This window comes from Streptomyces celluloflavus (assembly GCA_000720995.1).
GTDB lineage: Bacteria > Actinomycetota > Actinomycetes > Streptomycetales > Streptomycetaceae > Streptomyces > Streptomyces celluloflavus.
This window is the reverse complement of the sequence record JOEL01000004.1, coordinates 1-25,380: the sequence shown is the minus strand read 5'-3', so window position 1 is coordinate 25,380 and position 25,380 is coordinate 1. Positions and strand designations below refer to the sequence as shown.

24 protein-coding genes are annotated in these 25,380 nt (G+C 71.6%); 14 read left to right on the top strand and 10 right to left on the bottom strand.

The genetic code is table 11. The annotated features are described in order from the left end of the window. Positions 1–83: 83 nt before the first annotated feature. The 3 genes from tyrS to IH09_RS05210 all read right to left on the bottom strand — a co-directional run bounded on the left by tyrS (position 84) and on the right by IH09_RS05210 (position 4,580). Positions 84–1,496, bottom strand: a complete 1,413-nt coding sequence (gene tyrS / locus IH09_RS05220; RefSeq protein WP_052854523.1) for a tyrosine--tRNA ligase — start codon at positions 1,494–1,496, stop codon at positions 84–86. A 121-nt stretch (positions 1,497–1,617) separates the two neighbouring features. Next, the gene (locus IH09_RS05215; RefSeq protein WP_052854522.1) at positions 1,618–3,048 is read right to left on the bottom strand and encodes a metallopeptidase TldD-related protein; all 1,431 of its coding nucleotides are present in this window, start codon (positions 3,046–3,048) and stop codon (positions 1,618–1,620) included. Then, the gene (locus IH09_RS05210) at positions 3,045–4,580 is read right to left on the bottom strand and encodes a metallopeptidase TldD-related protein (protein WP_052854521.1); all 1,536 of its coding nucleotides are present in this window, start codon (positions 4,578–4,580) and stop codon (positions 3,045–3,047) included. The genes IH09_RS05215 and IH09_RS05210 overlap by 4 nt, the downstream gene beginning before the upstream one ends. A gap of 267 nt (positions 4,581–4,847) precedes the next feature. Here IH09_RS05210 and fabG point away from each other — a divergent pair, with 267 nt between their 5' ends. Beyond that, positions 4,848–5,552 carry a 3-oxoacyl-[acyl-carrier-protein] reductase gene (fabG, locus tag IH09_RS05205; protein ID WP_052854520.1) on the top strand — a complete coding sequence of 235 codons (705 nt, stop codon included), beginning with the start codon at positions 4,848–4,850 and terminating at the stop codon, positions 5,550–5,552. Between the two features lie 5 nt (positions 5,553–5,557). Beyond that, entirely contained in the window at positions 5,558–6,328 is a 771-nt protein-coding gene (gene fabI / locus IH09_RS05200; RefSeq protein WP_052854519.1) for an enoyl-ACP reductase FabI, read from the top strand. A 57-nt stretch (positions 6,329–6,385) separates the two neighbouring features. On the opposite strand, the gene IH09_RS05195 is transcribed toward fabI, so the two are convergent. After that, on the bottom strand, positions 6,386–7,090 hold the full coding sequence (locus tag IH09_RS05195) for a FadR/GntR family transcriptional regulator (protein ID WP_052854518.1): 705 nt from the start codon (positions 7,088–7,090) through the stop codon (positions 6,386–6,388). Positions 7,091–7,235: 145 nt separating this feature from the next. Between IH09_RS05195 and IH09_RS05190 the strand changes: the two genes are divergently transcribed. From IH09_RS05190 to IH09_RS05180, 4 genes are all read left to right on the top strand, one after another. Next, positions 7,236–8,555 carry a CynX/NimT family MFS transporter gene (locus tag IH09_RS05190; RefSeq protein ID WP_052854517.1) on the top strand — a complete coding sequence of 440 codons (1,320 nt, stop codon included), beginning with the start codon at positions 7,236–7,238 and terminating at the stop codon, positions 8,553–8,555. Between the two features lie 16 nt (positions 8,556–8,571). Further along, on the top strand, positions 8,572–8,688 hold the full coding sequence (locus tag IH09_RS39635) for an SGM_5486 family transporter-associated protein (RefSeq protein ID WP_275126370.1): 117 nt from the start codon (positions 8,572–8,574) through the stop codon (positions 8,686–8,688). Positions 8,689–8,881: 193 nt separating this feature from the next. Beyond that, a complete protein-coding gene (locus tag IH09_RS05185) occupies positions 8,882–9,091 on the top strand; it encodes a hypothetical protein (protein WP_052854516.1) in 210 nt (69 codons plus the stop codon). Between the two features lie 88 nt (positions 9,092–9,179). Next, entirely contained in the window at positions 9,180–9,698 is a 519-nt protein-coding gene (locus IH09_RS05180) for a SixA phosphatase family protein (RefSeq protein WP_052854515.1), read from the top strand. 154 nt (positions 9,699–9,852) lie between these two features. Here IH09_RS05180 and serB read toward each other — a convergent pair whose 3' ends face one another. Further along, positions 9,853–11,100: a phosphoserine phosphatase SerB gene (gene serB, locus IH09_RS05175; protein ID WP_052854514.1), complete on the bottom strand. Its 1,248-nt coding sequence runs from the start codon at positions 11,098–11,100 to the stop codon at positions 9,853–9,855. A 350-nt stretch (positions 11,101–11,450) separates the two neighbouring features. Here serB and IH09_RS05170 point away from each other — a divergent pair, with 350 nt between their 5' ends. Further along, positions 11,451–14,045, top strand: a complete 2,595-nt coding sequence (locus IH09_RS05170) for an ABC transporter ATP-binding protein/permease (RefSeq protein ID WP_052854513.1) — start codon at positions 11,451–11,453, stop codon at positions 14,043–14,045. Positions 14,046–14,148: 103 nt separating this feature from the next. Here the strand turns inward: IH09_RS05170 and IH09_RS05165 are convergent, their stop codons facing one another. Together IH09_RS05165 and IH09_RS05160 are read right to left on the bottom strand one after the other, a co-directional pair. Beyond that, positions 14,149–14,853, bottom strand: a complete 705-nt coding sequence (locus tag IH09_RS05165) for a transglycosylase SLT domain-containing protein (protein WP_052854512.1) — start codon at positions 14,851–14,853, stop codon at positions 14,149–14,151. A gap of 313 nt (positions 14,854–15,166) precedes the next feature. Then, complete coding sequence (locus IH09_RS05160) at positions 15,167–15,868, bottom strand: nitroreductase family protein (RefSeq protein ID WP_190233208.1); 702 nt, start codon at positions 15,866–15,868, stop codon at positions 15,167–15,169. 302 nt (positions 15,869–16,170) lie between these two features. On the opposite strand from IH09_RS05160, the gene IH09_RS05155 reads away from it, so the two are divergent. The 3 genes from IH09_RS05155 to IH09_RS05145 all read left to right on the top strand — a co-directional run bounded on the left by IH09_RS05155 (position 16,171) and on the right by IH09_RS05145 (position 18,441). After that, complete coding sequence (locus tag IH09_RS05155; protein ID WP_052854510.1) at positions 16,171–17,361, top strand: GAF domain-containing sensor histidine kinase; 1,191 nt, start codon at positions 16,171–16,173, stop codon at positions 17,359–17,361. Further along, on the top strand, positions 17,354–18,001 hold the full coding sequence (locus IH09_RS05150) for a response regulator (RefSeq protein WP_052854509.1): 648 nt from the start codon (positions 17,354–17,356) through the stop codon (positions 17,999–18,001). The genes IH09_RS05155 and IH09_RS05150 overlap by 8 nt, the downstream gene beginning before the upstream one ends. Positions 18,002–18,195: 194 nt before the next feature. Beyond that, entirely contained in the window at positions 18,196–18,441 is a 246-nt protein-coding gene (locus IH09_RS05145; protein WP_052854508.1) for a chaplin, read from the top strand. Positions 18,442–18,525: 84 nt separating this feature from the next. Here IH09_RS05145 and IH09_RS05140 read toward each other — a convergent pair whose 3' ends face one another. Next, on the bottom strand, positions 18,526–19,344 hold the full coding sequence (locus tag IH09_RS05140) for a hypothetical protein (RefSeq protein WP_052854507.1): 819 nt from the start codon (positions 19,342–19,344) through the stop codon (positions 18,526–18,528). Between the two features lie 89 nt (positions 19,345–19,433). Here IH09_RS05140 and IH09_RS05135 point away from each other — a divergent pair, with 89 nt between their 5' ends. From IH09_RS05135 to IH09_RS05125, 3 genes are all read left to right on the top strand, one after another. Continuing rightward, positions 19,434–20,243 carry an ABC transporter ATP-binding protein gene (locus IH09_RS05135; RefSeq protein ID WP_052854506.1) on the top strand — a complete coding sequence of 270 codons (810 nt, stop codon included), beginning with the start codon at positions 19,434–19,436 and terminating at the stop codon, positions 20,241–20,243. A gap of 59 nt (positions 20,244–20,302) precedes the next feature. Next, positions 20,303–20,713, top strand: a complete 411-nt coding sequence (locus tag IH09_RS05130) for an NfeD family protein (RefSeq protein WP_052854505.1) — start codon at positions 20,303–20,305, stop codon at positions 20,711–20,713. A gap of 121 nt (positions 20,714–20,834) precedes the next feature. Then, the gene (locus IH09_RS05125) at positions 20,835–21,770 is read left to right on the top strand and encodes an SPFH domain-containing protein (RefSeq protein ID WP_052854504.1); all 936 of its coding nucleotides are present in this window, start codon (positions 20,835–20,837) and stop codon (positions 21,768–21,770) included. 304 nt (positions 21,771–22,074) lie between these two features. Here IH09_RS05125 and IH09_RS05120 read toward each other — a convergent pair whose 3' ends face one another. Both IH09_RS05120 and IH09_RS05115 read right to left on the bottom strand, forming a co-directional pair. Continuing rightward, the gene (locus IH09_RS05120; RefSeq protein ID WP_052855064.1) at positions 22,075–22,578 is read right to left on the bottom strand and encodes an HNH endonuclease; all 504 of its coding nucleotides are present in this window, start codon (positions 22,576–22,578) and stop codon (positions 22,075–22,077) included. A gap of 580 nt (positions 22,579–23,158) precedes the next feature. Next, positions 23,159–23,698 carry a YbhB/YbcL family Raf kinase inhibitor-like protein gene (locus tag IH09_RS05115; RefSeq protein ID WP_052854503.1) on the bottom strand — a complete coding sequence of 180 codons (540 nt, stop codon included), beginning with the start codon at positions 23,696–23,698 and terminating at the stop codon, positions 23,159–23,161. 754 nt (positions 23,699–24,452) lie between these two features. On the opposite strand from IH09_RS05115, the gene IH09_RS05110 reads away from it, so the two are divergent. Next, positions 24,453–25,100, top strand: a complete 648-nt coding sequence (locus IH09_RS05110; RefSeq protein WP_052854502.1) for a DNA-3-methyladenine glycosylase — start codon at positions 24,453–24,455, stop codon at positions 25,098–25,100. The last annotated feature ends 280 nt before the right edge of the window (positions 25,101–25,380 follow it).

Here is a 25,380-nt window from a genome sequence, read left to right as displayed (position 1 = left end):
CACGGCCCACCTGCCCCACAGCACACGGCGGCGGCCGGTGCGCGTCGGACGCGCACCGGCCGCCGCCGTACGGGAGCCAGGTGTCAGACGTCCTGGCGGCCGTCGAGCTGGGCGAGCTTGCGCCCGGCCTTGAGGTAGGCGGTGCCCGGCGCACCGGCCAGCTTCTCGGCCAGCACCTCGGCCAGCGGCCGTACCGACTCGGCCTCCGCGAGCACCATCGTCCGCTGCCCGTCCGCACCCTCCACGACCAGCCGCAGCGCGTTCTGCTTGGCCAGCCGTCGCGCGGCCGACGCGCTCGGGGTGAACTCCAGCACCTTCGTCAGGACCGCGGCCACCGTCTCCGCGCCGTGCGCGGCGACATCGACGACCGGCAGCGACTCGACATCGGCGAAGGACTTCTTGGAGAACTGGGCGGTGAATCCGGCCCGCGCCGCCATCGCCGCGTCCAGCCCGTACAGCGCGGCCACGACCTCGCCCGCGAGGATCTTCTTGAGGTCCATCGGGTGCAGCGAGCGGTCCGTGACGCGGCCCAGGACGAGCGCGATCTCCTCGTCCGTCCACTCCGTCCACGCCTTGAGGTACGGCTCCATCAGCCGGTCGGGGACCGACATGATCTTGCCGAAGACATCGTCGGCGGGCGCGCTGAGCCCGACGTAGTTGCCCTTGGACTTGGACATCTTGGCGCCGGTGCCGTCCGTGCCCTCGATCAGCGGCATGGTCACCACCAGCTGCGGCTGCTGACCGCGCAGCTCCATCAGCTTGCGGCCCATCTGGAGGTTGAGCAGCTGGTCCGAGCCGCCCAGCTCCACATCGCACGCCAGCGCCACCGAGTCCAGCCCCTGGGCGACGGGGTACAGCAGCTCCGTCATGGTCAGACCGGAACCGGCGGCCAGCCGGTTGCGGAAGTCCTCGCGCTGGAGCAGCTGCGAGGCCGGCACCTGGGAGAGCAGCGCGAGCAGCTCGGGGAAGGTGTACGGCGCCAGCCACTCGCTGTTCTGCCGGAAGCTGACCTTCTCGAAGTCGAAGAAGGGCCGCACCTGTTCGCGGTAGGTGGCGAGGTTGCGTGCGATGTCGTCGTCGGTCAGCGGCGGGCGCTCGGCCGTACGGCCCGACGGGTCGCCGATCTTGGCGGTGAAGTCACCGATGATCAGCGTGACGTCGTGGCCCAGCCGCTGGAACCGGCTGAGGACGATCAGCGGCACCGCGTGCCCCAGGTGCACATCGGTCGCCGTCGGGTCGATGCCCAGCTTGATGTGCAGACCGCGACCCGCCGCCCGGCGCTCCTCGATCCGCTCGGCGAGCTTCTCCACGCCCGGCAGCACCTCGACCGTACGGGCCGCGATCAGCTCGGCCTGCTCCTTGGCGGGCAGGTCCGTCAGGTCGAGATAGCGCCGGGCGCCCGTCTCCTGGAGCAGCTCCTGGACGGTGGTGTCCGCGGAGAGGTCGGCGGAGAGCAGCGTGGTGGCGCGGGCGACGGATTCGCCGAGGCGTGTCATGGCGTTCCTGATCGATCGTGGTTCCCAAACGGGAGGACAGTCCCACAGTCTATGGGCCGCGGGCCCGGTCACCGGCCCGGGACGGCCGCCGGCCGGCCCCGGGCCCCGGCCGGCGTCCCCGTCACACCCCGCGGCTGACCGAACTCATGTGGAAGTCCGGGATGCGCAGCGCGGGCATCGCGGCCCGGGTGAAGTGGTCGCTCCACTCCCGCGGCAGGGTCCGCTCCGTACGGCCCGCCTCCGCCACGCGCGCCAGCAGGTCCACCGGCGACTCGTTGAAGCGGAAGTTGTTGACCTCGCCGGTCACCTCGCCGTTCTCCACCAGATAGACGCCGTCGCGGGTCAGACCGGTCAGCAGCAGCGTCGCCGGATCGACCTCGCGGATGTACCACAGGCAGGTCAGCAGCAGTGCGGGCCCGTCGTGGCCGCTCGCCGCCACCATCTCGTCCAGCGAACGCGAACCGCCGCCCTCCAGAAGGAGGTTGTCGATACCCGGCGCCACCGGAAGGCCCGTCAGCGCCGCGCTGTGCCGGGTGGTCACCAGCTGGTTGAGCACCCCGTCGCGCACCCAGTCGGTGGCCGCCAGCGGCAGCCCGTTGTCGAAGACCGACGCGTCGTCGCCGGACCGGTGCGCCAGGACGAACGGCGCGCACTCCAGGCCGGCCGCCCGCGGATCGCTGCGCAGGGTCAGCGGCAGCTCGGACAGCCGCTCGCCGAGCCGGGTGCCCGCCCCGGGCCGGTCCGCCGCGTCGCTCCCGGCCGGCCGGGAGAAGACCGTACGGCCCTCCGCGGCGTCCCGGGCGGCCGACGACCACAGCTGATAGATCAGCAGGTCCGCGACGGCGGCCGGCGGCAGCAGCGTCTCGTACCGTCCGGCCGGCAGCTCGGTCCGCCGTTCGGCCCAGCCCAGCCGGCGGGCCAGCTCGGCGTCCAGGTCCCGCGGGTCGACATCGGTGAAGTCGGCCGTCGCGCGGCCCGTCCAGGCCGAGCGGGTGTGGTCCGGTGACTTGGCGTTCAGCTCCAGCGTGCCGGTGGGCTGGTCGTGCCGCAGCCGCAGCCCGGCGGAGGTGCCCAGATAGGACGTGACGTGCTCGTGGCGCGCGAAGCCGTACAGCTCGCGGCCGCCGGCGCCGGCCTGCCGGAAGGACTCGCCGAGCGCCGGCGCGAACGCCGCGAAGACGTCCGAGGAGGTCTCGGCGGGGGCGTCGGTGAAACCGGGCGACGGGCCGTCCCCGCCGACCAGCGGCTGGGCGTCCTCGGCGGGGCCCGCCGCACGCGCCGCCGCCTCCGCGGCCCGCACCAGCGGCTCCAGATCGTCCGCGGTGACCGCCGACCGCGAGACCACACCGGACGCGGTGCCCTGCCCGCCGTCCACCGTCGCGACGACGGTCAGCGTACGGCCGCGGGTGACGCCGTTGGTGGTGAGCGCGTTGCCCGCCCAGCGCAGGTTGGCGCTGGAGTTCTCCTCCGCGATCACCACGCAGCCGTCGGCCCGCGACAGCTCCAGGGCCCGTCCGACGATCTCGTGCGGTGCGCTGCTGCGCGGGCTCATCGGCCGGCCTCCTGCGTCGTGTTGAGAATGTTCACGCCTTTGAAGAGGGCCGACGGGCAGCCGTGCGAGACGGCCGCGATCTGCCCCGGCTGGGCCTTGCCGCAGTTGAAGGCGCCGCCCAGGACATAGGTCCCCGGCCCGCCGACCGCGGTCATCGAACCCCAGAAGTCGGTGGTGGTCGCCTGGTACGCGACATCGCGCAGCTGCCCGGCCAGCCGCCCGTTCTCGATGCGGAAGAACCGCTGACCGGTGAACTGGAAGTTGTACCGCTGCATATCGATCGACCAGGAGCGGTCGCCGACGACGTAGATACCGCGCGTCACCCCCGAGATCAGCTCCTCGGTGGACGGCCCGTGCGGCGCCGGCCGGAGCGAGACGTTCGCCATCCGCTGCACCGGCACATGGCCGGGCGAGTCCGCGTGCGCGCACCCGTTGGAGCGCTCGAACCCCGTCAGCTTCGCCATCCTGCGGTCGAGCTGATAGCCGACCAGCGTCCCGTCCCGGATCAGGTCCCAGGACTGCGCGGCCACGCCCTCGTCGTCGTAGCCGATGGTCGCCAGACCGTGCTCGGCCGTCCGGTCGCCCGTCACGTTCATGATTCCGGAGCCGTACTTCAGCTCCCCGAGCCGGTCGAAGGTGGCGAACGAGGTGCCCGCGTACGCCGCCTCGTAGCCCAGCGCCCGGTCCAGTTCGGTGGCGTGCCCGATCGACTCGTGGATCGTGAGCCACAGATTGGAGGGATCCACCACCAGGTCGTACGCACCGGCCTCGACGCCCGGCGCCCGCATCTTCTCCGCGAGCAGCTCCGGGATCCGCGCCAGCTCGCCGTCCCAGTCCCAGTGGCCGCCGGTCAGGTACTCCCAGCCGCGGCCGGCCGGCGGCGCGAGGGTCCGCATCGAGTCGAACTCACCGCTCGCCGGGTCCACCGCGACCGCCGTCAGATGCGGATGCAGCCGCACCCGCTGCTGCGTGGTGCTCGTACCGGCGGTGTCCGCGTAGAACTTGTTCTCCTGGACGGTCAGCAGCGAGGCGTCCGCGTGCGCCACCCCCGGCGCCGCCAGCAACCGCCCGCTCCACTCCGCCAGCAGCCCGGTCTGCTCGGCGTCCGGCACCTCGAACGGATTGATCTCGTACGACGAGACCCAGGTGCGGTCCGGATACGCGGGCTCCCCGGCCAGCTCCACCCGGCTCCCGCCGGCGCCGGACGCCTCCAGGACCTTGGCCGAGAGCTGCGCCATCGCCACCGCCCGGGACGCCACCCGCGCCGCCGCGTCCATCGTCAGGTCGACCCCGGACGCGAACCCCCAGGCGCCGCCGTGCACCACCCGCACCGCGTACCCGAGATCGGTGGTGTCGCTGGACCCGGACAGCCGGCCGTCCCGCAGCCGCCGGGCGGCGCTGCGCACCCGCTCCAGGCGGAAGTCGGCGTGTTCGGCGCCCAGCGCGCGGGCCCGCGCGAGCGCGGCATCGGCCAGCGCGCGCAACGGCAGCGCCAGGAAGGTCTCGTCAAGGGCATGGGGTGAAGCGGGCACGGCATCCTCCCGTAGTCGGCGCCTGCATCATGCCCTGTGCCGCGCCCCGGGCCCAGACCGCACCGGGCGGTGGCGGAACGGCCGGCGGGCCGCGGAGGTACGGCCGACGGGCCGCGGCGGAGTCCGGGCGGACCCGGCGGGTTCTGTCGGGACCCGACAGTGACCGGCGTGCGCGGCTGTCCGGCCTCGATTCCTCATCGGGGCCCGGTGACCGATAGTTTCGTATCGAACGCAGTACGACCGACAGAAAACGGAAAGGGTGATCTTTTGAGCCGCTCGGTTCTGGTCACCGGAGGCAACCGCGGCATCGGCCTTGCCATTGCCCGTGCCTTCGCCGAGGCAGGCGACAAGGTCGCCATCACCTACCGCTCCGGCGAACCGCCGGAGGGGTTCCTGGCCGTGAAGTGCGACATCACGGACAGCGAGCAGGTCGAGCAGGCGTACAAGGAGATCGAGGAGAAGCAGGGCGCGGTCGAGGTGCTGGTGGCCAACGCCGGCATCACCCGCGACCAGCTGCTGATGCGGATGTCCGAGGAGGACTTCACCTCGGTCGTCGAGACCAACCTGACGGGCGCGTTCCGGGTGGTCAAGCGCGCCAACCGCGCGATGCTGCGGGCCCGCAAGGGCCGGATCGTGCTGATCTCGTCCGTGGTCGGCCTGCTGGGCGGCGCGGGCCAGGCGAACTACGCGGCCTCCAAGGCCGGTCTGGTGGGCTTCGCCCGCTCGCTCGCCCGGGAGCTGGGCTCGCGCAACATCACCGTCAACGTCGTCGCCCCCGGCTTCGTCGACACGGACATGACCCGTGCGCTCACCGATGCGCAGCGGGACGTCATCATGAAGCAGGTGCCGCTCGCGCGCTATGCGCAGCCCGAGGAGATCGCCGCCTCGGTCCGCTTCCTGGCCTCGGAAGAGGCCGCGTACATCACTGGAGCCGTCATTCCCGTCGACGGCGGATTGGGCATGGGTCACTGATCAGCATGAGTGGAATCCTCGCAGGCAAGCGCATCCTGGTCACCGGAGTGCTGACCGAGTCGTCGATCGCGTTCCAGGCGGCCAAGGTCGCGCAGAACGAGGGCGCCGAGGTCATCCTCACCGGCTTCGGCCGACTCTCCCTCGTCGAGCGGATCGCCAAGCGGCTCCCCAAGCCCGCTCCGGTCATCGAGCTGGACGTCACCAACCAGGAGCAGCTCGACGGGCTCGCCGACAAGATCCGCGAGCACCAGGGTGAGGACGCCCGGATCGACGGCATCGTGCACTCCATCGCCTTCGGCCCGCAGGGTGCCTTCAACTTCCTGGGCGCGTCCTGGGAGGACGTGGGCACCGCGGTGCAGGTCTCGGCGTACTCGTACAAGTCGCTCACCATGGCCTGCCTGCCGCTCATGGAGCGCGGCGGCGCGGTCGTAGGGCTCACCTTCGACGCGCAGATCGCCTGGCCGAAGTACGACTGGATGGGTGTGGCCAAGGCGGCGCTGGAGAGCACCAACCGCTACCTCGCCCGCGACCTGGGGGCGAAGAACATCCGCTGCAACCTGGTCTCGGCCGGCCCCCTCAAGTCCATGGCCGCCAAGTCCATCCCGGGCTTCGAGGAGCTCGCGGACGTGTGGAACCACCGCGCCCCGATCGGCTGGGACCTGGCCGACCCGGAGCCGGCCGGCCGTGGCGTCGTCGGGCTGCTGTCCGACTTCTTCCCGCGGACGACCGGTGAGATCGTGCACGTCGACGGTGGCGTGCACATGATGGGTGCCTGACACCCGGCGCACCGCCGTGCTGCCCGTCCCGGTCCGCCGGGGCGGGCAGCACGCGTTTCACCGGCCGGGTCCGGCCGCCGCCTCGTGCTCCACGAGGGCGAGACGGCAGCCGAAGGGGTGCGCGCTCGCCTCGGCGGCGGCCCGGTCGCCGTCGCCCGCCCGGATCGCCGCGACCAGGCGGGCATGGTCCTGGTGCGCCTCGGGCCGCAGCACCCCGCCCACACCGGCCCGCACCGAGTCGCGCACCACACCCCCGAGATCGGCGTAGAGCCCGGCCAGGACGTCGTTGTGCGAGGCCGCCACGACCGCCATGTGCAAGGTCGCGTCCGCCGCCACGAACGCCTCGGCCGCACCGGACTCCCAGGCCCGCTCGCGCCGCTCCAGCAGTACGTCCAGCTGCCGCAGGTCCTGTGCGCTGCGGCGACTCGCGGCGAGCCGGGCCGCCGCCGCCTCCAGCGCGCTGCGCAGCTCGGCGACGTGCCCGGGGTCGGCGTCCGCGAACCGCCGGTGCATCACCCCGGCCAGCTCGCTGGTGGCGGCCACATAGGTGCCCGAGCCCTGCCGGATGTCGAGCAGTCCGTTGTGGGCGAGCGCCCGGACCGCCTCGCGCACCGTGTTGCGGGCCACCCCGAGCTGCTCGACGAGCTCCGGCTCGGTGGGGATACGGGAGCCCACGGGCCACTCACCGGAGGCGATCTGGGCGCGCAGCTGCGCGATCACCTGGTCGGCCAGTGCGGACCGGCGGGGCGAGGTCAGGGACATGGCGGTGCTCCTGGATACCGGGGCGGGCGGACGGCGGTGGCACGGACGGCGGCGGGCCCTTCCGGCACCCGGTGCCGCCCGGGACCGCCGGGGCTGCCGATATTGCCTGGACAGCAATTCATCCTATGATTCTATGATGCCTGCCATGCCCGATGAAGACCTCGCCACACCCGGCCCCGCGGCCGGCTCCCGGACGACCTCGGCGGCGCCCCCGGCCCCGCACCCCACAGGGGACGCCCCGGCCGGTGCCCCGGAGACGGATTCCCGGCCGGCCCCCCGCTGGCTGGCGGGGGTCGTGATGGCCGGCCTCGTCCTCGCCGCACTCAATCTGCGCCCCGCCATCACCAGCCTCGGCCCGCTCATGAAGGAGGTCCGCGAGGGCCTCGGCATGAGCGCGACCGCCGCCGGACTGCTGACCTCCGTACCGGCCCTGTGCTTCGCCGCCTTCGGCATCGCGGCACCCCGGCTGGCCAGGCGCTGGGGCCCCGGCGCGATCGTCTGCGCCGGGATGGCCGCGATCGCCGTGGGCGTCGCGGTACGCCCGTTCACCGGCGGCACCGCCGGCTTCCTCGCGGCCAGCGTGCTCGCCCTGGCCGGGATCGCGGTCAGCAACGTCCTGATGCCGGTCGTCATCAAGAGCTGGTTCCCCGACCGGGTCGGGCCGATGACCGGTCTTTACTCCATGGCGCTGGCCCTGGGCACCTCACTCGCCGCGGCGGTCACCGTCCCCATGACCGCGGCGCTCGGCGGCGGCTGGCAGCTGGGCCTGGCCGTGTGGGCGGCCGTCGCCGTCGTCGCCGTACTGCCCTGGCTCGCCGTCGCCCGGCAGCACCGGGCCAACCCGGGCCCGGCCGTGGGCGGCCCGGCGGGCCCCGGTGCCGCACCGATACGGATCACCTCGTCGCCGACCGCCTGGGCGCTGGCCGTCTTCTTCGGTCTCCAGGGCACCGCCGCGTACGTGACGATGGGCTGGATGCCGCAGATCTTCCGCGACGCCGGGGTCTCCGCGGGCATGGCGGGTGTGCTGCTCGCGATCACGATGGCGATGGGTGTGCCGCTCTCCTTCGTCATGCCGTGGCTGGCCTCCCGGCTACGGCACCAGGGCCCGCTGGTGGCGGTGCTGGGTCTCTGCGGGATGGCCGGATACACCGGACTGTGGCTGGCCCCGGCCGCCGGCTCCTGGGCCTGGGTGCTGCTGATGGGCATCTCCAACTGCGCCTTCCCGCTGGCCCTGACCATGATCGGGATGCGGGCCGGCAGCGCCGCGGGCGTCGTCAAGCTCTCCGCCTTCGTGCAGAGCGTCGGCTATCTGATCTCCGTCCCGGGGCCGCTGCTGGTCGGCATGCTCTACCAGCACAGCGGCGGCTGGGGGCTGCCGATCGCGATGATGGCCGGGCTGATGGTGCCGCAGATCGTGGCCGGAGTGCTGGCCGGCCGGGACCGCCGCATCGAGGACGAGGGGTGAGTGCCACACTGGGCGCATGCCAGTGCTCGAACCGAATCCGCAGGGCGGCCACAAGAAGCTGCTCCTCGTGCTGGGCGCCATGCTCGGCGTGACCGTCATCATCGCGATCATCGCGAGCTTCGCCGCGGGATGACCGCGCCCCGGACCGCCGCGGGGTGGGGGAAACCCCCTGTCCCCTAGGGGGCGGGACCCAGGGGTGAGTAGGTGGTTTCCCGGATGGGACCGGCGGCCGAAGATCCGTAGCCTCGAAGAACACCGCACCACCGCGGTGGGCGCGCCGCCGACGGCGGCGCGCGGTTCTTCGATGCGCCATGGAGGCGATCCGCATGTCCGCCGCGTTCGGCACCTCGTCCGTCGAGAAGGCCCGTGGCCTGCGGACCCGGCTGCCGTGGTGGGCGCTGGCCCTGCCGGTGGTCTCCTTCGTCGCCCTGCTGACGCTCCTGGCGGGCTCCGCCGAGGCGCGTGCGGCGAGCGCCCCGCAGAGCCTGGGCGCCCTGCTGGAATACCTCGCGCGGTTCGTGGGCGTCGGTGCCTGATGCCCGCCCGCGCCCGGCGCTCACCCGGCAGGACGGAGCGCCTCAACACCCCGCGCCCCGTGCCGCCTTTCGTGCGAAGCTGGGACGCATGAGCGCCGATACACCCCGCCGGATTGTCCTTCTCCGACACGCAAAGGCCGAATGGTCGCAGGACAGCGACCACGAGCGCCCGCTGGCCGACCGCGGCCGTATGGACGCCCCGGCCGCCGGCCGCCGGCTGGCCGGAACCGGGATCACCCCCGATCTGACCCTGTGCTCGACCGCCGCCCGTACCCGCGAGACCTGGAAGCTCTTCGTCTCCGAGCTCCCCCAGCGGCCCAAGACCGTCTACGACGAGCGGCTCTACGAAGCCTCCCTCGGCGAGCTCCTCGCGCTGCTGAACGAGACCGCCGAGGATGTGCAGGACCTCCTGGTGGTCGGCCACAACCCCGGGATGCACGCCCTCGCCGACGCGCTCGCGGGCGAGGCGGAGGGCGATCTGCTCGCGCGGATGAACCGCTCCGGTTTCCCGACCGCGGCGATGGCCGTGATCGAGTTCACCGGCTCCTGGAAGTCCGTGGAGCACGGCGTCGGCCGCCTCGTCGCGTATCTGACGCCGCACGAGTGAGCCGCCGGGCCGGCCGGCGCGGGTGAGACGGGAGACCGTCCGCAGCCATGACGGCCGACGGCACTTTCCGTGACGCCGAGAGGGGCCCCGGCACGCGCCGGGGCCCCTCTCCGCCGTTGTTTCCCGGACCGTCTCCGGCCGGGCCCGGCCCGCCTCAGCCGATATGGGTGTCCGCGGCCTCGACCTCTTCGCGGGTGATGCCCAGCAGATACAGCACGGTGTCCAGGAACGGCACGTTCACCGCGGTGTGCGCCGCCTCGCGTACCACCGGCTTGGCGTTGAAGGCGACACCGAGCCCCGCCGCGTTGAGCATGTCGAGGTCGTTGGCGCCGTCGCCGATCGCGACGGTCTGATCGAGCGGCACCCCGGCCTGCTCCGCGAAGCTGCGCAGCAGCCGGGCCTTGCCGGCCCGGTCCACGATGTCACCGGTCACCCGGCCGGTGAGCTTGCCATCGACGATCTCCAGAGTGTTGGCGGCGGCGAAGTCCAGCCCGAGCTCCTCCCGGAGCGCGTCCGTGACCTGCGTGAACCCACCCGATACGACGCCCACTTGATAGCCGAGCCGCTTGAGCGTCCGCACGAGGGTCCGGGCCCCGGGGGTGAGCCGTACCTCCTTGCGTACGGTCTCCACCACGGACGCGTCCAGCCCGGCCAGCAGCGCGACCCGGGCGTGCAGCGACTGCTCGAAGTCCAGCTCGCCGCGCATCGCCGCGGCGGTCACCTCGGCGACCTCGGCCTCGCAGCCGGCGTGCGCCGCGAACAGCTCGATCACCTCGTCCTGGATGAGCGTCGAATCGACGTCCATGACGACCAGCCGCTGGGCCCGGCGTTGCAACCCGGCCGCGACGACCGCGACATCCACGCCGAGCTCGGCGGCCTCGGGGGCCAGCCGCGAGCGCAGCGCATCCGTCGCCACACCGGAGACCGCGAACTCGACCGCGGTCACCGGATACTTGGCAAGCCGGAAAATACGGTCGATATTGCCGCCCGTGGACGTTATGGCCGCGGCGATGGCGGCCGCCGACTCCGCGGTGAGCGGGTGCCCCAGCACGGTGACGTGCGAACGGCCGCTGCCGCGCGGCCGGTTGTCACCCCGGCCGGAGATGATCTCGGCCTGGAGGTGCAGCGAATCGGCCCAGCTGTGCACGGTGGCCCGCAGGTCGCCCTCGGACGAGCCGATGGCGTCCCGGGCGGGGGCGGGCGCGGTGACCAGCACGCACAGCACGATGCGGCCTCGGGTCACCACCTGCTCGATGTCCACGACATCGACGGAGTAGGCGGCGAGGGTGTCGAAGAGTCCGGCGGTGATGCCGGGCCGGTCCTTCCCGAAGATCTTCACGAGAAGGGTGGGTACGTCATCGCCCGGTACGGCGGTGGCAGGGGGAATCTGCGATGCGCTCATGGTGCCCTTACGGTAACCGCCCGGCCCGGCCGTCCGTACAGGTGTCCGTGGGTCGGACCGGTGAGCCGCCGCCGTCCGGCGGTGGCGGCGGGCGGCGGGCGGCGACGGTGGGTGACCCGCCGCGTACCGAGTTGCGCCGGAACGCGCGTGATTCCCGGGAACCGGGGGATCCGTCCGCTCTTCCGCCCCTCCGGAAGCGTTTGGCGACCGCCAACAGGAGCGCCCTGCACTCCAGTCGCGCCCCCGGCCGCGTCCCGGTTTCCGGTCGGCGGGCCGAGCCTGAAATAGTTCGTCACGATGATCGCCATCCCTGGACTTCCCATGCAGGGCGTCACTCGGGGGACTATGTAATGGGGCATGGAGTGTCTGAACTCGTACTCGAACTGAACGGTAGAACCTGGCCGCTCGACCCGTCCCGGTCCTACACCGTGGGGCGCGATCCGCAGGGCGACATGGTGCTCGACGACGCCCGGGTCTCCTGGCGGCACGCCACCGTACGGTGGGCCGGTCACAGCTGGATCATCGAAGACCAGGGCAGCACCAACGGCACCTATGTCCAGGGCCGGCGCATCCATCAGATGGAGATCGGCCCGGGTGCGACGGTGCATCTGGGCAATGCCACCGACGGCCCCCGGGTGAGCCTGTCCGCGGGCGCGGCGCAGGCGGCCGACGCCTACCGCGCGCAGCCCGCGACGGCCCCGCCGCAGCAGGCCGCCCCGGGGTGGCAGGCACCGCCCGCGCACCGGCAGCCCGGTCAGCAGAGCTGGCAGGCGCCGCCCGCGGAGCAGCAGCCGTACGTCCCGCCGCAGCAGGCCCGGCAGCCCCCGCCCCGGCAGGCCGCGCCCGCACCGCAGGCCGCGCGGCCGCAGGAGAGCCCCGCCCGGCAGCCGGACGGCGAGGCCCCGCCGGTCCACGGCGACCGCAGCCCGACGATGTTCCACCGCCTCGACCTCGGCCGGGTCATGCGCATCGGCCGTGCGCTGGAGAACGAACTGGTCGTCTCCGACCTCCAGGTCTCCCGGCACCACGCCGAGTTCCGGGCCACCCCCGACGGCCGCTTCGAGATCCGCGACCTGGGCAGCCACAACGGCACCTACGTCAACGGCCAGCCGGTCCCCAAGTCCGGTACGAAGCCGATCGGCCCGAACGACATCATCGGCGTCGGCCACTCGACCTTCCGGCTGGTAGGCGACCGCCTGGAGGAGTTCGTCGACACCGGCGAGGTCTCCTTCTCGGCCCGCCACCTCACGGTCACCGTCGACGGCGGCAAGCAGATCCTCAAGGACGTCTCCTTCGGCGTCCCCGAGAAGTCGCTGATCGCCGTCATCGGCCCGTCCGGCTCCGGCAAGTCGACGCTGCTCAAGGCGCTGACCGGCTACCGCCCCGCCAACGAGGGCGACGTCCTCTACGACAACCGGAACCTCTACAAGCAGTTCGCCGAGCTGCGCCAGCGCATCGGCCTGGTCCCGCAGGACGACATCCTGCACAAGGAACTCACCGTCGCCAAGGCCCTCAAGTACGCCGCCAAGCTCCGCTTCCCCGGAGACACCGCGGAGTCCGAGCGCGAGGCCCGGATCGGCGAGGTGCTGCGCGAGCTCAAGCTCGACATCCACAAGGACAAGAAGGTCACCTCGCTCTCCGGCGGCCAGCGCAAACGCGTCTCGGTCGCCCTGGAACTGCTCACCAAACCGTCGCTGATCTTCCTGGACGAGCCGACCTCCGGCCTCGACCCGGGCATGGACCGCGATGTCATGCAGCTGCTGCGCGGCCTCGCCGACGACGGCCGTACGGTGCTGGTCGTCACCCACTCGGTGGCCGAACTCGCCCTCTGCGACAAGCTGCTGGTGATGGCGCCGGGCGGCGGTGTGGCCTACTTCGGCCCGCCCGGGGAGGCGCTGAACTTCTTCCAGTACGACACCTGGGCGGATGTCTTCTCGGCCTTCGAGAACTACCGCGACTACGACTGGATGGGCCGCTGGCGCGGATCCCCGCACTACCAGATGTACGCCGCGGACATCGACGCCGTGGCCGCGCAGTCGGTGGCGGTCCAGCGGCCGCCGGCCCGGATGCAGAAGTCCCAGAGCTGGGGCTCGCAGCTGTGGACGCTGATGCGGCGCTATGTCTCGGTGCTCGCCTCCGACCGGGGCTTCCTGGCCCTGATGGTGGCCCTGCCCGCGGTGCTCGGCGTGGTATCGATCCTGATCCCGAGCGACTACGGCTTCGGGTACGGACCGGACAACAAGAGCCGGACGAACCGCGACGCGAGCACGATCATGCTGGTCCTGGCGGTCGGCATGTGCTTCTCCGGCGCGGCCAACTCCGTCCGTGAACTGATCAAGGAGCGGGTCATCTACGAGCGCGAGCGGGCCACCGGCCTGTCGCGGTCGGCGTACCTGATGTCCAAGGTGATCGTGCTCGGCGTCGTCACGGCCTTCCAGGGCCTGATCATCACGGCGATCGGCTTCACCCCCCGGACGATGCCCGCCGAGGGCCTGCTGCTGGCACACCTGCCGGCCGTCGAGATGGCCCTGGCGGTCATCGCGCTCGGCCTCACCTCGATGATGTTCGGCCTGGTCATCTCCGCGCTGGTCAGGACGGCCGAGAAGACCATGCCGCTGCTGGTCATGTTCGCCATCGTCCAGGTCGTCTTCACCGGCGTGCTCTTCCAGCTCTTCGACACCGTGGGCGTCAGCCAGTTCTCCTGGCTGATGCCGTCGCGCTGGGCCGTCGCGGCGATGGGCGCGACCGCCGATATGAACACGCTGCTGCCGTGGGACCCGGGCAACCCCGCCCAGGGCATTCCCGCCAACCCCGACCCGCTGTGGAAGCACCAGACCGGCGTCTACGTGATGGACATGATCATTCTGACCTGCCTGGGCCTCGCGCTCGCCTTCGCCGTCGCCCGGCTGCTGCGCCGCCACGAGCCGGAGGTCATGCGCAAGTAGCGCGGCCGTGCTCCGTACCGGAGCGCACCGCACACACCGCCGAGGGGCGGCACCCGGTGTCGGGTGCCGCCCCTCGGCGGTGTGTGCGGGACGAACTCCCGGCTCAGTAGGCCGAGTTGACGTTGTCCATCGAGCCGTAGACGGCGGCCGCGTACTTGCAGGCGGCGGTGATGTTGGCGACCGGGTCGAAGATGTCCCAGGAGGTGCCGTCGACGTGGTACGCCTGGAAGGTCGGCTGGATGACCTGGAGCAGGCCCTTGGACGGGGTGCCGTTCTGGGCGTTGACGTCCCAGCCGTTGACGGCCTGCGGGTTACCGGTCGACTCCCGCATGATGTTGCGGTGGATGCCGTCGTAGGAGCCCGGTATGCCGTGGCGGCCCATGATGTCCAGGGCTTCCTTGATCCAGCCGTCCAGGTTGTTGGTGTACGCGGTGGCGGCCGGCTGCACCGCGGTGGCGGTGGCCGAGAGGGTGTTGCGCAGGGTGGACCGGCTCGCGGCCGTCTGCTGCGTGCGCTCCTTGTCGGCGGCGGTCTTGGCCTTGGCGGCGGCCTCGGCCTTGCCCTTCTCGGCGGAGGCGTCGGCCTGCTTGGCGATCGTCGCCTGCTGGGCCTCGGCGACGGAGCCGACCGTGGCGAAGGCGACCGGGCGCACGTCCTGGGCGGCGGTCCGGTGCGCGCCCTGGTCCGCGTCGGCACCCGGGACGGCGGCGAAGACCAGCGCGGCGGCGCCGGCCACGGCGACGCCGGCGGCGGACAGCTTGTGCGTCCGGTTCAGGCGACCGACTCCGGGAATGGCGGACTTGGGCATGACGAATGGACCTTCCGATGGGGAGCGCCGCACGGGCCGTGGGTGGCGGAGAACGCCGAGGTGTGATCACGGCGCCGAGCGACGGGAGCCATTCTTAGCGGCCGAAAATTCGCCGGGCAAGGCTGCGAAATACGATCCGGGTTAGTGGAACCGGGGGGTCGCGCGCCGCGTCGCAGACGGTCGCTTCCCAGCTCACACCGTCTTTATCCGGCCACTAACCCGGGTCGTAAGTGACCTGCGCCCTATGCGCGGGGTCACATCGGGCGGACGTTTATCCCGTCCGTGGTGTTAGCTCATGCACACTTTTCGGGCGTCAGACCTCAACCATCACCTGGTCAAGGGACTTTCGGACCAAATCGGGCACTTCGCAGTCCGGTGCCGGATAGCCCACCGGAATGACCGCGAAGGCTTTCTCGTTGGCGGGCCGCTCCAGGACCTCCTGGAGGAACCGCATGGGGCTCGGTGTGTGCACAAGCGCCGCCAGCCCCGACAGATGCAGCGCGGACAGCAGCATGCCGACCGCGATACCGACCGATTCGTCCACGTAGTAGTGCTTGCGCTTGGTGCCGTCGGCCCCCAGCCAGTGCCGCTGCTGGAAGACGACGATCAGCTGCGGTGCGTCGGTCAGATGGGGCTTCACCTCGTCCGTGCCCAGCGGCCGCAGCGCCGCCAGCCACTCCTCGCCGAGCCTCCCCTCGTAGGCGGCGCGCTCCTCCTTCTCGGCCGCCGCCCGGATGCGGCGGCGCACCTCCGGGTCCTTGACCAGGACGAACGTCCACGGCTGCTGATGCGCCCCGGACGGCGCGGTGGCGGCGCAGGCGATCGCGTCCCGCACCACCTGCTCCGGGACCGGATCGGTGGAAAACTGCCGGACCGTCCGCCGCCGGTCCATCCGCTCCCGCAGTTCGGCGGCGCGGGCGAGCGATTCGCCGGTGGGCATCCGCTCGGGCCGGTACGGCACCGGCCGGTAGGGGTCGCCGTGGGTCGGTATCCAGTTCCTCGTTGCGTCAGACATGTACCGAGTCTGGAACCGGGGACGGCGGCAGGAGGCGGAGATCCCCGAATTCGCGCCACGTGCGGCGTCGCAGCCGGTCCCGCCGCCTCGTATGCGAAGGGAGAGGACTGTCCACACCTGTCCCTATATAAGGGGACCTATTCCCATTAATGACTTCTGCTCCTTGGCGCTGCCCGGCCGCGCGACAGCGGCAGCGCGCCCGCTCCAGGAAAGACGGAGGCCGTCCGGCCTAGGCCGGTGGACCGAGGCACCGGCGCCCGTTGGCCGATACGGGCCCATCACGGCGCCGGTACCGTGAAGCCATGACCAACGGACCAGGGGCGGGGATCCCCGCGGTGAGCAGCGCGATCCTGGCGATGAGCAGGCATCTCGAAGTGCGCGACGTCCTCAAGACGATCGTCGCCTCGGCCCGTGAACTGCTGGACGCCGAGTACGCGGCCCTGGGCGTGCCGGACGACCACGGCGGCTTCGCCCAGTTCGTGGTGGACGGCATCAGCGACGAGGAGTGGAAGGCCATCGGCCCGCTGCCTCGCCAGCACGGCATCCTCGCCGCGATGCTGCACAGCGCCACCCCCGAGCGCCTCGCCGACGTCCGTGCGGATCCCCGCTTCGGCGGCTGGCCCGCCGCCCACCCGGACATGTCCGACTTCATCGGCCTGCCGGTCGCCGACGGGGACGAGATCCTCGGCGCGCTCTTCCTGGCCAACAAGCGCCGCGACAAGCCCTCTGCGTCCGGGCCGTCCGGCGGGGACGGCTGCCCCTTCACCGCAGGGGACGGCTGCGGCTTCACCGAGGAGGACGAGCGGCTGCTCGGCATACTCGCCGAGCACGCCGCCATCGCGCTGACCAACGCCCGCCTCTACGAGCGCAGCCGCGAGCTGACCATCGCGGGGGAGCGGGCCCGGCTCGCCCACGAGCTGCACGACGCGGTCGCCCAGAAGCTCTTCTCGCTCCGGCTGACCGCCCAGGCCGCCACCGCGCTGGTCGACCGCGACCCGGCCCGCGCCAAGGGCGAACTCCACCAGGTCGCCCTGCTGGCCGCCGAGGCCGCCGACGAACTGCGCGCCGCCGTCATCGAGCTGCGGCCCGCGGCCCTGGACGAGGACGGCCTGGTCGCCACCCTGCGCTCCCAGGTCCAGGTCCTGGACCGGGCCCACACCGCGTGCGTCACCTTCGAGGCGCACGGCGTGCGCGTACTGCCGTCCGCCCAGGAGGAGGCGCTGCTCAGGGTCGCCCAGGAGGCGCTGCACAACGCCCTGCGGCACTCCGGGGCCGGGCGCGTCGCGGTCACCCTCGCCCGGTACGGCCAGGGCGCGCTGCTGCGCATCGCCGACGACGGCCGCGGCTTCGACACCCGCGCGGTCCGCCGGGCCGGCCGTCACCTCGGCCTGGTCTCGATGCGCGACCGGGCCGGCAGCGTCGGCGGAAAACTCACCGTGGAGTCGGAGCCCGGCAAGGGCACCACAGTCAAGATGGAGGTGCCCGGTGGCTGAGACCGGCGCAATTCGCGTACTGCTCGTCGACGACCATCAGGTCGTACGCCGCGGGCTGCGGACGTTCCTGGAGATCCAGGACGACATCGAGGTGGTGGGGGAGGCGTCCGACGGCGCCGAGGGCATCGCTGCCACCGAGCAGCTGCGCCCGGACGTCGTCCTGATGGACGTCAAGATGCCCGGTACGGACGGTATCGAGGCGCTGCGGAAACTCCGCGAACTGGCCAACCCCGCCCGCGTGCTGGTCGTGACCAGCTTCACCGAACAGCGCACCGTCGTCCCGGCGCTGCGCGCGGGCGCGGCGGGCTATGTCTACAAGGATGTCGATCCGGAGGCGCTGGCCGGCGCCATCCGGTCCGTACACGCCGGGCACGTCCTGCTCCAGGCCGAGGTCGCCGACGCGCTGCTCTCCCAGGACGAGGGCGGCAGCGGCCAGGGCCGCGGTACGTCACTGACCGAGCGGGAGCGCGAGGTTCTCGCGCTGATCGCCGACGGGCGCTCCAACCGCGAGATCGCCCGAGCGCTGGTGCTGTCCGAGAAGACGGTCAAGACGCATGTCTCCAACATCCTCATGAAGCTCGACCTCGCGGACCGGACCCAGGCCGCGCTGTGGGCGGTCCGGCACGGCATCGGGGCCTGACCGCCGCGCCCGCCGGGCGGCGCGGCAAGGCCGTCGGCACTACACCAGCCGGCAAGCAGAAAACCGCCCTCCGGTGCGAGATTCATACTGTCGTGTAGTCGTAGCCCATCTGGCGTATCCCCTTCCGGCGGCGGGCCGTTCTCCAGTGCAGTCGTGGCGGCTGGCCACGACAACAGCAACGAGGAGCAAGAGAAGTGAAGAACATCAAGCGGGTAGCGGCCATCACGATGGTGGCGGGCGGTCTCGCCGTCGCGGGCGCCGGAGTCGCCTCCGCGCACGCCGCTCCGCAGGCCCAGGGCATCGCGCAGCACTCGCCCGGCGTCGTTTCCGGCAACCTCGTCCAGGTCCCGGTCCACGTGCCCGTGAACGCCTGCGGCAACACCATCAGCGTCATCGGCCTGCTCAACCCGGCCTTCGGCAACTACTGCGCGAACTTCTGATCGCAGCTCCGCCGTCCCGACACGGCGTACCCGGCCCCGCAGGCACCCCGCCTGCGGGGCCGGCCCCGTATGGGCGGCCGGACCTCAGCGCCCGCCCCGTCGCTCCCGCTCCTCCACCGCGGAGTTGTACGCCGCCACCTGCGCCCGCCGGGCCGTCCGCTCCACCGGCCGCAGCGCCTCGGCGCGGGCCGTGATCTCCGACGCGCTCACCGCCCCACCGTGCTCCCGGCCGTCCCCGCCGACCCGCTGCGCGATGCCGATCAGCGCCCCTACCCGCTGCGCCAGCTCCAGCACCCGCACCGCACGCGGCGGATAGCCCGGGGCCAGCACCTGCCGGCTGGCCTCCGCCCGCGCCCGGTAGGCGTCCAGCGCCGCCTGCGCGACCGGACCGGCCCCGGCCACATCCAGCTTCGAGAGCACCTCGGTCGCCTCCCGCAGCGCTTCGGCCAGCTCCCGCTCCGCCTCGCCGAGCGACGGCACGTCGGCCGGCGGCGCCTCCCGCACCGGCAGGCAGTGCCAGACCACCTCCACATGCACATCAGGCCCGGCGGCGCCCTCCGCCCCGGCCTCGTATATCTCCGGAACCAGTCCCAGACCGGCCCCCACGGCGAGCACCGCCTCCTCGGCCTCCAGCGCCCGCGCGTTGAACTCCGGCGGGCCGCTCAGCCCCAGCGGGTGGCCGGGCGCCGGCAGCGCCACCCGCAGGCCGGTCGCCCCCAGCATCCGCAGCCGCCCCAGCGCCAGCGTCAGCCCGACCGGCGACGCCTCCCCGGGCAGGCCCGCCACGCGGTGCACCGCATCGTCCGCGGCGATCCGGTCCGCGGCTTCATCAGGTGAGACAAGTCCGGCCAAAAGGGCATTACCCCACGAGGCCAGCAGTCCCGATCGTGGTTCATCGAGCATGCTCCCCAGCCTAGGGAACGGCACTGACATCGAGTGGCGTAGGTTTGCCAGGGGGATGCGCCTACCGGCGCACAGACGACCGAGAAGCAATGGGAGACAACGCGCTCATGAGCGATGTGCTGGAGCTGGTGGACGTATCCGTGGTCCGCGAAGGACGGGCTCTGGTGGACCAGGTTTCCTGGTCGGTGAAGGAGGGGGAGCGCTGGGTGATCCTCGGCCCCAACGGCGCCGGCAAGACCACCCTCCTGAACGTCGCCTCCAGCTACCTTTTCCCGAGTACCGGCAGCGCCGTGATCCTCGGCGAGCGGCTCGGCAAGGTCGACGTCTTCGACCTGCGCCCGCGCATCGGTATCGCCGGCATCGCGCTCGCCGACAAGCTGCCGCGCAGCCAGACGGTCCTGCAAACCGTGCTCACCGCCGCGTACGGCATGACCGCGAGCTGGCAGGAGAGCTACGAGGACGTCGACGAACAGCGCGCCCGCGCCTTCCTCGACCGCCTCGGCATGACCGAATACCTCGACCGGAAGTTCGGCACCCTCTCCGAGGGCGAGCGCAAGCGCACCCTGATCGCCCGCGCGATGATGACCGACCCCGAGCTGCTCCTGCTGGACGAGCCGGCCGCGGGCCTCGACCTCGGCGGCCGGGAGGACCTGGTGCGCCGCCTCGGCCGCCTCGCCCGGGACCCGTACGCGCCCTCGATGATCATGGTTACCCACCACGTCGAGGAGATCGCCCCCGGCTTCACCCACGTCCTGATGATCCGTCAGGGCAAGGTGCTGGCCGCCGGCCCCCTCGATCTCGAACTGACCTCCGGCAATCTCTCCCACTGCTTCGGCCTCCCGCTTCTCGTCGAGCGCCGGGACGACCGCTGGACCGCCAAGGGCCTGCCCCTTTCCTGACCCATTGCGCCCTGTCCCGGGCCGCCCGGCGGATCTACCATGAAGCCGTGGATCCATGGGTGTGGTGGCTGATCGCCGCCGTAGGACTGGGCATTCCGCTCGTCGTGACCGCGCTGCCCGAATTCGGGATGCTCGCGGTCGGCGCCGTCGCCGGTGCCGTCACCGCGGGTCTCGGCGGCGGCGCGATCCTGCAGTTCATCGTGTTCGCCGCCGTCTCGGTCGCGCTGATCGCGGTCGTCCGCCCCATCGCCAACCGCCACCGCCACCAGAGCCCGCGGCTGGCCTCCGGCATCGACGCACTCCGGGGCAGGAGCGCCACGGTCCTGGAGCGGGTCGACGCGGACGGCGGCCGTATCAAACTCGCCGGCGAGGTCTGGTCCGCCCGCGCCCTGGACACCGATCAGGTCTACGAACCCGGCCGACAGGTCGATGTCGTCGAGATCGAAGGTGCCACCGCCGTCGTCATCTGACGCGACCACCGGCATCTGACCCGAACCCCCTGCGCAACACGCCACGATTCTGAAAGACTGATCAACCGCCAAGCCGGTCACCGGCCGGCACGGACCAGCATCGAAAGGCACGGGAGCCGCTTTGGAACCGGTCATCATCGTCCTGATCATCCTGGTGGTGCTCGTGTTCATCGCACTCATCAAGACGATCCAGGTCATCCCGCAGGCCAGCGCCGCCATCGTGGAGCGCTTCGGCCGCTACACCCGCACCCTGAACGCCGGCCTGAACATCGTCGTCCCGTTCATCGACACCATCCGCAACCGCATCGACCTCCGCGAACAGGTCGTGCCGTTCCCGCCGCAGCCGGTGATCACCCAGGACAACCTCGTCGTCAACATCGACACGGTCATCTATTACCAGGTGACGGACGCCCGCGCCGCGACGTACGAAGTCGCCAGCTACATCCAGGCCATCGAGCAGCTGACCGTCACGACCCTGCGCAACATCATCGGCGGTATGGACCTCGAACGGACCCTGACCTCCCGTGAGGAGATCAACGCGGCACTGCGCGGCGTTCTCGACGAGGCCACCGGCAAGTGGGGCATCCGCGTCAACCGCGTCGAGCTCAAGGCCATCGAGCCGCCGACCTCCATCCAGGACTCGATGGAGAAGCAGATGCGCGCCGACCGTGACAAGCGTGCCGCCATCCTCCAGGCCGAAGGTGTCCGGCAGTCCCAGATCCTCACCGCCGAGGGTGAGAAGCAGTCCTCGATCCTGCGCGCCGAAGGTGACGCCAAGGCCGCCGCGCTGCGCGCCGAGGGCGAGGCGCAGGCGATCCGGGTGGTCTTCGAATCCATCCACGCCGGCGACCCGGACCAGAAGCTGCTCTCCTACCAGTACCTCCAGATGCTCCCGAAGATCGCCGAAGGCGACGCCAACAAGCTCTGGATCGTGCCCAGCGAGATCGGCGACGCCCTCAAGGGCCTCGGCGGCGCCCTCGGCAACTTCAACCCGGCGGGCGGCGGCGGCTTCACCAAGCCCACCGCGCCGAACCGCCAGGCACCCCCGATCGACTGACACCCGCGCCCCCTGGTGCCTGATCGGAGCCCACCGCACCGATCAGGCACCAGGGGGTTCTGCGTGCGCATCCGGCACGCAGCCGCTGCCCTCGTGGCTCGGTGTCGGCACGACCGACACCATCGCCGGATCCGGCACCCAGATCACCGTCCCCGTACCGCGATCGCCGGAGCCTGCGCCCACCGCCCTGCGCACGGACATCACTGCCGCCGGCCTGGCCGCCATCGTCCAACTCCTCATCGCATGAAGAGAAATGAGGAGAGTGGAGGGGCGAGGCAAGGCAGGCGAGATGTTCGCGATGCCCTTAGGCCGGCAGCGCCAGCCAGTCCGGCAGCTCCTCCCGCACGGAGGCCCCGAGCGCCGACAGCATCGCGTCCGCCGGCGTCGGCTCGAACGGCCGCCGCAGCAGCCGCATCCCCGCCTGTTCGGGCGTACGGTCCGCCTTGCGGTGATTGTCCTCGGCGCAGCAGGCGACGGTATTCAGCCAGTTGTCCCCACCGCCGCGCGACCGCGGTACGACATGGTCCACGGTCGTCGCCCGCCGGCCGCAGTACGCGCACCGGTGCTGGTCCCGCACCAGCACCCCCCGCCGCGACCACGGCGCCCGTCTTCGGAACGGCACCCGCACGTACCTGCTGAGCCTGATCACCCGTGGCACCGGCACCTCCACCGCGGCGGCACGCATACGCAGCCCCGGGTGCGCATGCTCCACCACGGCCTTGTCCTGCATCACCAGCACCACCGCACGCCGCAGCGACACCGTCGACAGCGGCTCGAAGCTCGCATTGAGCACCAGCGTTTCCCGCATCACGTCCACCTCCCGGACCCCGTTCGCCCTGCGGCGAAGTGGCTCCACTGTGCAGCGGAACGGATTCCCCGGACAACGCAATTTCCGTATGCCACAAGGGAAATGACGCAGGATCAGAAAGTGAACGGGAGGTTCGCGCGCAGCATCCGGGCGCGGGGCCGGCAGGCGCTCCGGATCCCACCCCCGTGTACCTATGGGATCCGGAGCGAACGGCAGCCGACGCGGATGCCCGACACATGTACGGACTCCGGCGAACGGCGGGACGACACACCTGCGCCCCGCCGCCCCCGCCACTGCGGTACCAGCTGCCCGACGACCGTTTCCGTGCCGTCAGCCAGGTACCACTCTGCGTGCGGGGAGCGCCGGGGCGCAACGGGATTAAGGGGCTCCTGGCGGATCTCCGCGGCGTCGCGGCGCCTGGCACGCCCTCGCCCGGCTGCCGCCGGGAGGTACCCCCACGCGGCGTTGCCGAAATGCCCCCCATAGCTCCGCTATGAAGACATCCCGGCGCCTTGTGATCGCACGCACCAGGCACCGCTCCTTCCGCCGCGGAGATCCGCCAGAAGCCCCCTAAGGGCGCTCAGCCCTCCGCGGGCGCCTCGAACTCGGCGACCAGCTGGGCCCGGCCGAGCGTATGGAACCGCAGATTGAAGCCCACCACCGCGGGCGAGGCATCGGCGTCGGGGCCGAGCTTCTCCTGGTCCACCGCGTACACCGTGAACACATACCGGTGCGGACCGTCCCCGGGCGGCGGCGCCGCACCCCCGAAGTCCCGCGTCCCGTAGTCGTTCCGGACATGGACGGTGCCCTCGGGCAGCCCCTTCATCTCGCCGGAACCGGCGCCGGCCGGCAGCTCCGTCACCGTCGCCGGAATGTCGAACAGCGACCAGTGCCAAAAGCCGCTGCCCGTCGGCGCGTCCGGGTCGTAGCAGGTGACGGCGTAGCTCTTCGTCCCCGCCGGAGCACCGTCCCACCGCAGCTGCGGTGAACGGTTCCCCGCGGCGTAAACCTGCTCCGGCCGCAGCGTCCCGCCGGGCTCCACCTCGTCGCTGAGCACCGTGAACGCCGGTACCTGCGGGTGGAAATCGTGCGGGAGCGGCCGCCGCTTCAGCTCGGACACCTCGACACCTCCTGGTCGCTTGCTGACACCTGTCCGGCCAGATTAGAGCCAGTTCCGGCGACCGCCGCCCGCCACCGGCCACGGGTTGCGACAACCGGCCCGGTCCGCCCCCTCCGCAGCCGTCCGGCCGGACCACCGCGAACAACCGGTAGTAGGGGACCGGTCCCCTTGCGGAACAGCCCAGCCCCCTGCCCCTCGCCGACACCACCATGCATCCCGCGTGCATCCCACGTTTCCCGCGGTCGCCGGCGACCAACGCCATCTCGATCTGGCCCTGCCCCCGGTATCGCTGCGGCGCGAAGAACCCGCTCTCCCGATAGAGGGGCAGCCGCTGTCATGCCCGACGGATATGCCCCTACAGGTCCGGGCCACGGAACCCTGGAGCACGAGCTGGCCGAGAGCATCCGGAGACACCTGTTGGCCGGAAGCGGATCGGCAGCCCGCACCGGGACGAGGCCACCGACTCCACCGCACGGGCGGCCGCTGGCCCTGCCGTCCCCTCGGGACTCACCCGGCCTCCCATCCCGTACGGCCGCCGCCCGAGGAATGCCGTGACGGGATATCTCCCATGGAACCCGCCGAATCTCCGGACCGCACCACACGATGTGCACGGCGGCAGCCCACACCGTGACGGCCCCGCACAGCCGCACCCCGGCAAACCCCGCGTCCGTCTCCGTCACCCCCCCCGCGCTGCCACTTCCGGCCTGGGCCGGAGCCGCCGCAGCCTCCGCCCGCTGCACTACGCTCGGACGGCATGACCGACGCCCCCGACCTGCCGCTCAGCCGAGACTTCTTCGACCGCCCCGTACTGGAGGTAGCGCCCGACCTCCTCGGCCGCACGCTCATGCGCCACACCCCCGAGGGCCGGATCGCACTCCGTTTGACGGAGGTCGAGGCATACGACGGCGAGCGGGACCCCGGTTCTCACGCCTACCGAGGCCGCACCGCGCGCAACGCCTCCATGTACGGCCCGCCCGGTCACGCGTACGTCTACTTCATCTACGGCATGTGGTTCAGCCTCAACCTCGTCTGCGGCCCCAAGGGCCATGCGAGCGGTGTCCTGCTTCGCGGCGGGGAGATCCTCACCGGTACGGAGCTGGCCGCCGCGCGCCGCCCCAAGGCCCGCAGCACCCACGAACTGGCCAAGGGCCCGGCCCGCCTGGCCACGGCCCTCGACATCGACCGCACCCTGGACGGCACCGACCTGTGTGCCGGCGGCGACGCCCCTCTCTCCGTCCTGCACGGCCGCCCGGCAACCCCTGGCCAGGTACGCAGCGGCCCGCGCACGGGCGTGGGCGGCGACGGGGCCGACCACCCCTGGCGCTACTGGATCGACGGTGACCCCACAGTCAGCCCCTACCGCCGACATGCCCCACGCCGCCGCACCACAACAGCCACTTGACTCCGCAGGGCAGACCGCCTAACGTGTCCCGAGCCGCTTGAGACGGGCAGCGCTATCTGCGCAGGCCGACAGGCGGCACAACCAACCACTACGAACGCTTCCCTTAACGGGTCGGATTTCGCGTTGCCGGAATTCGATTCCACGGCCCGATTATGAGCCGTCAGGGAATTCCGCTAAAGTGGTGATCACGCCGAAAGGCGAAACCCCTCCGACGGGTAATCGGAACCGAATTCGAACCGGAAACGGAACGGACCGGGTCTGATAGAGTCGGAAAGGCCGG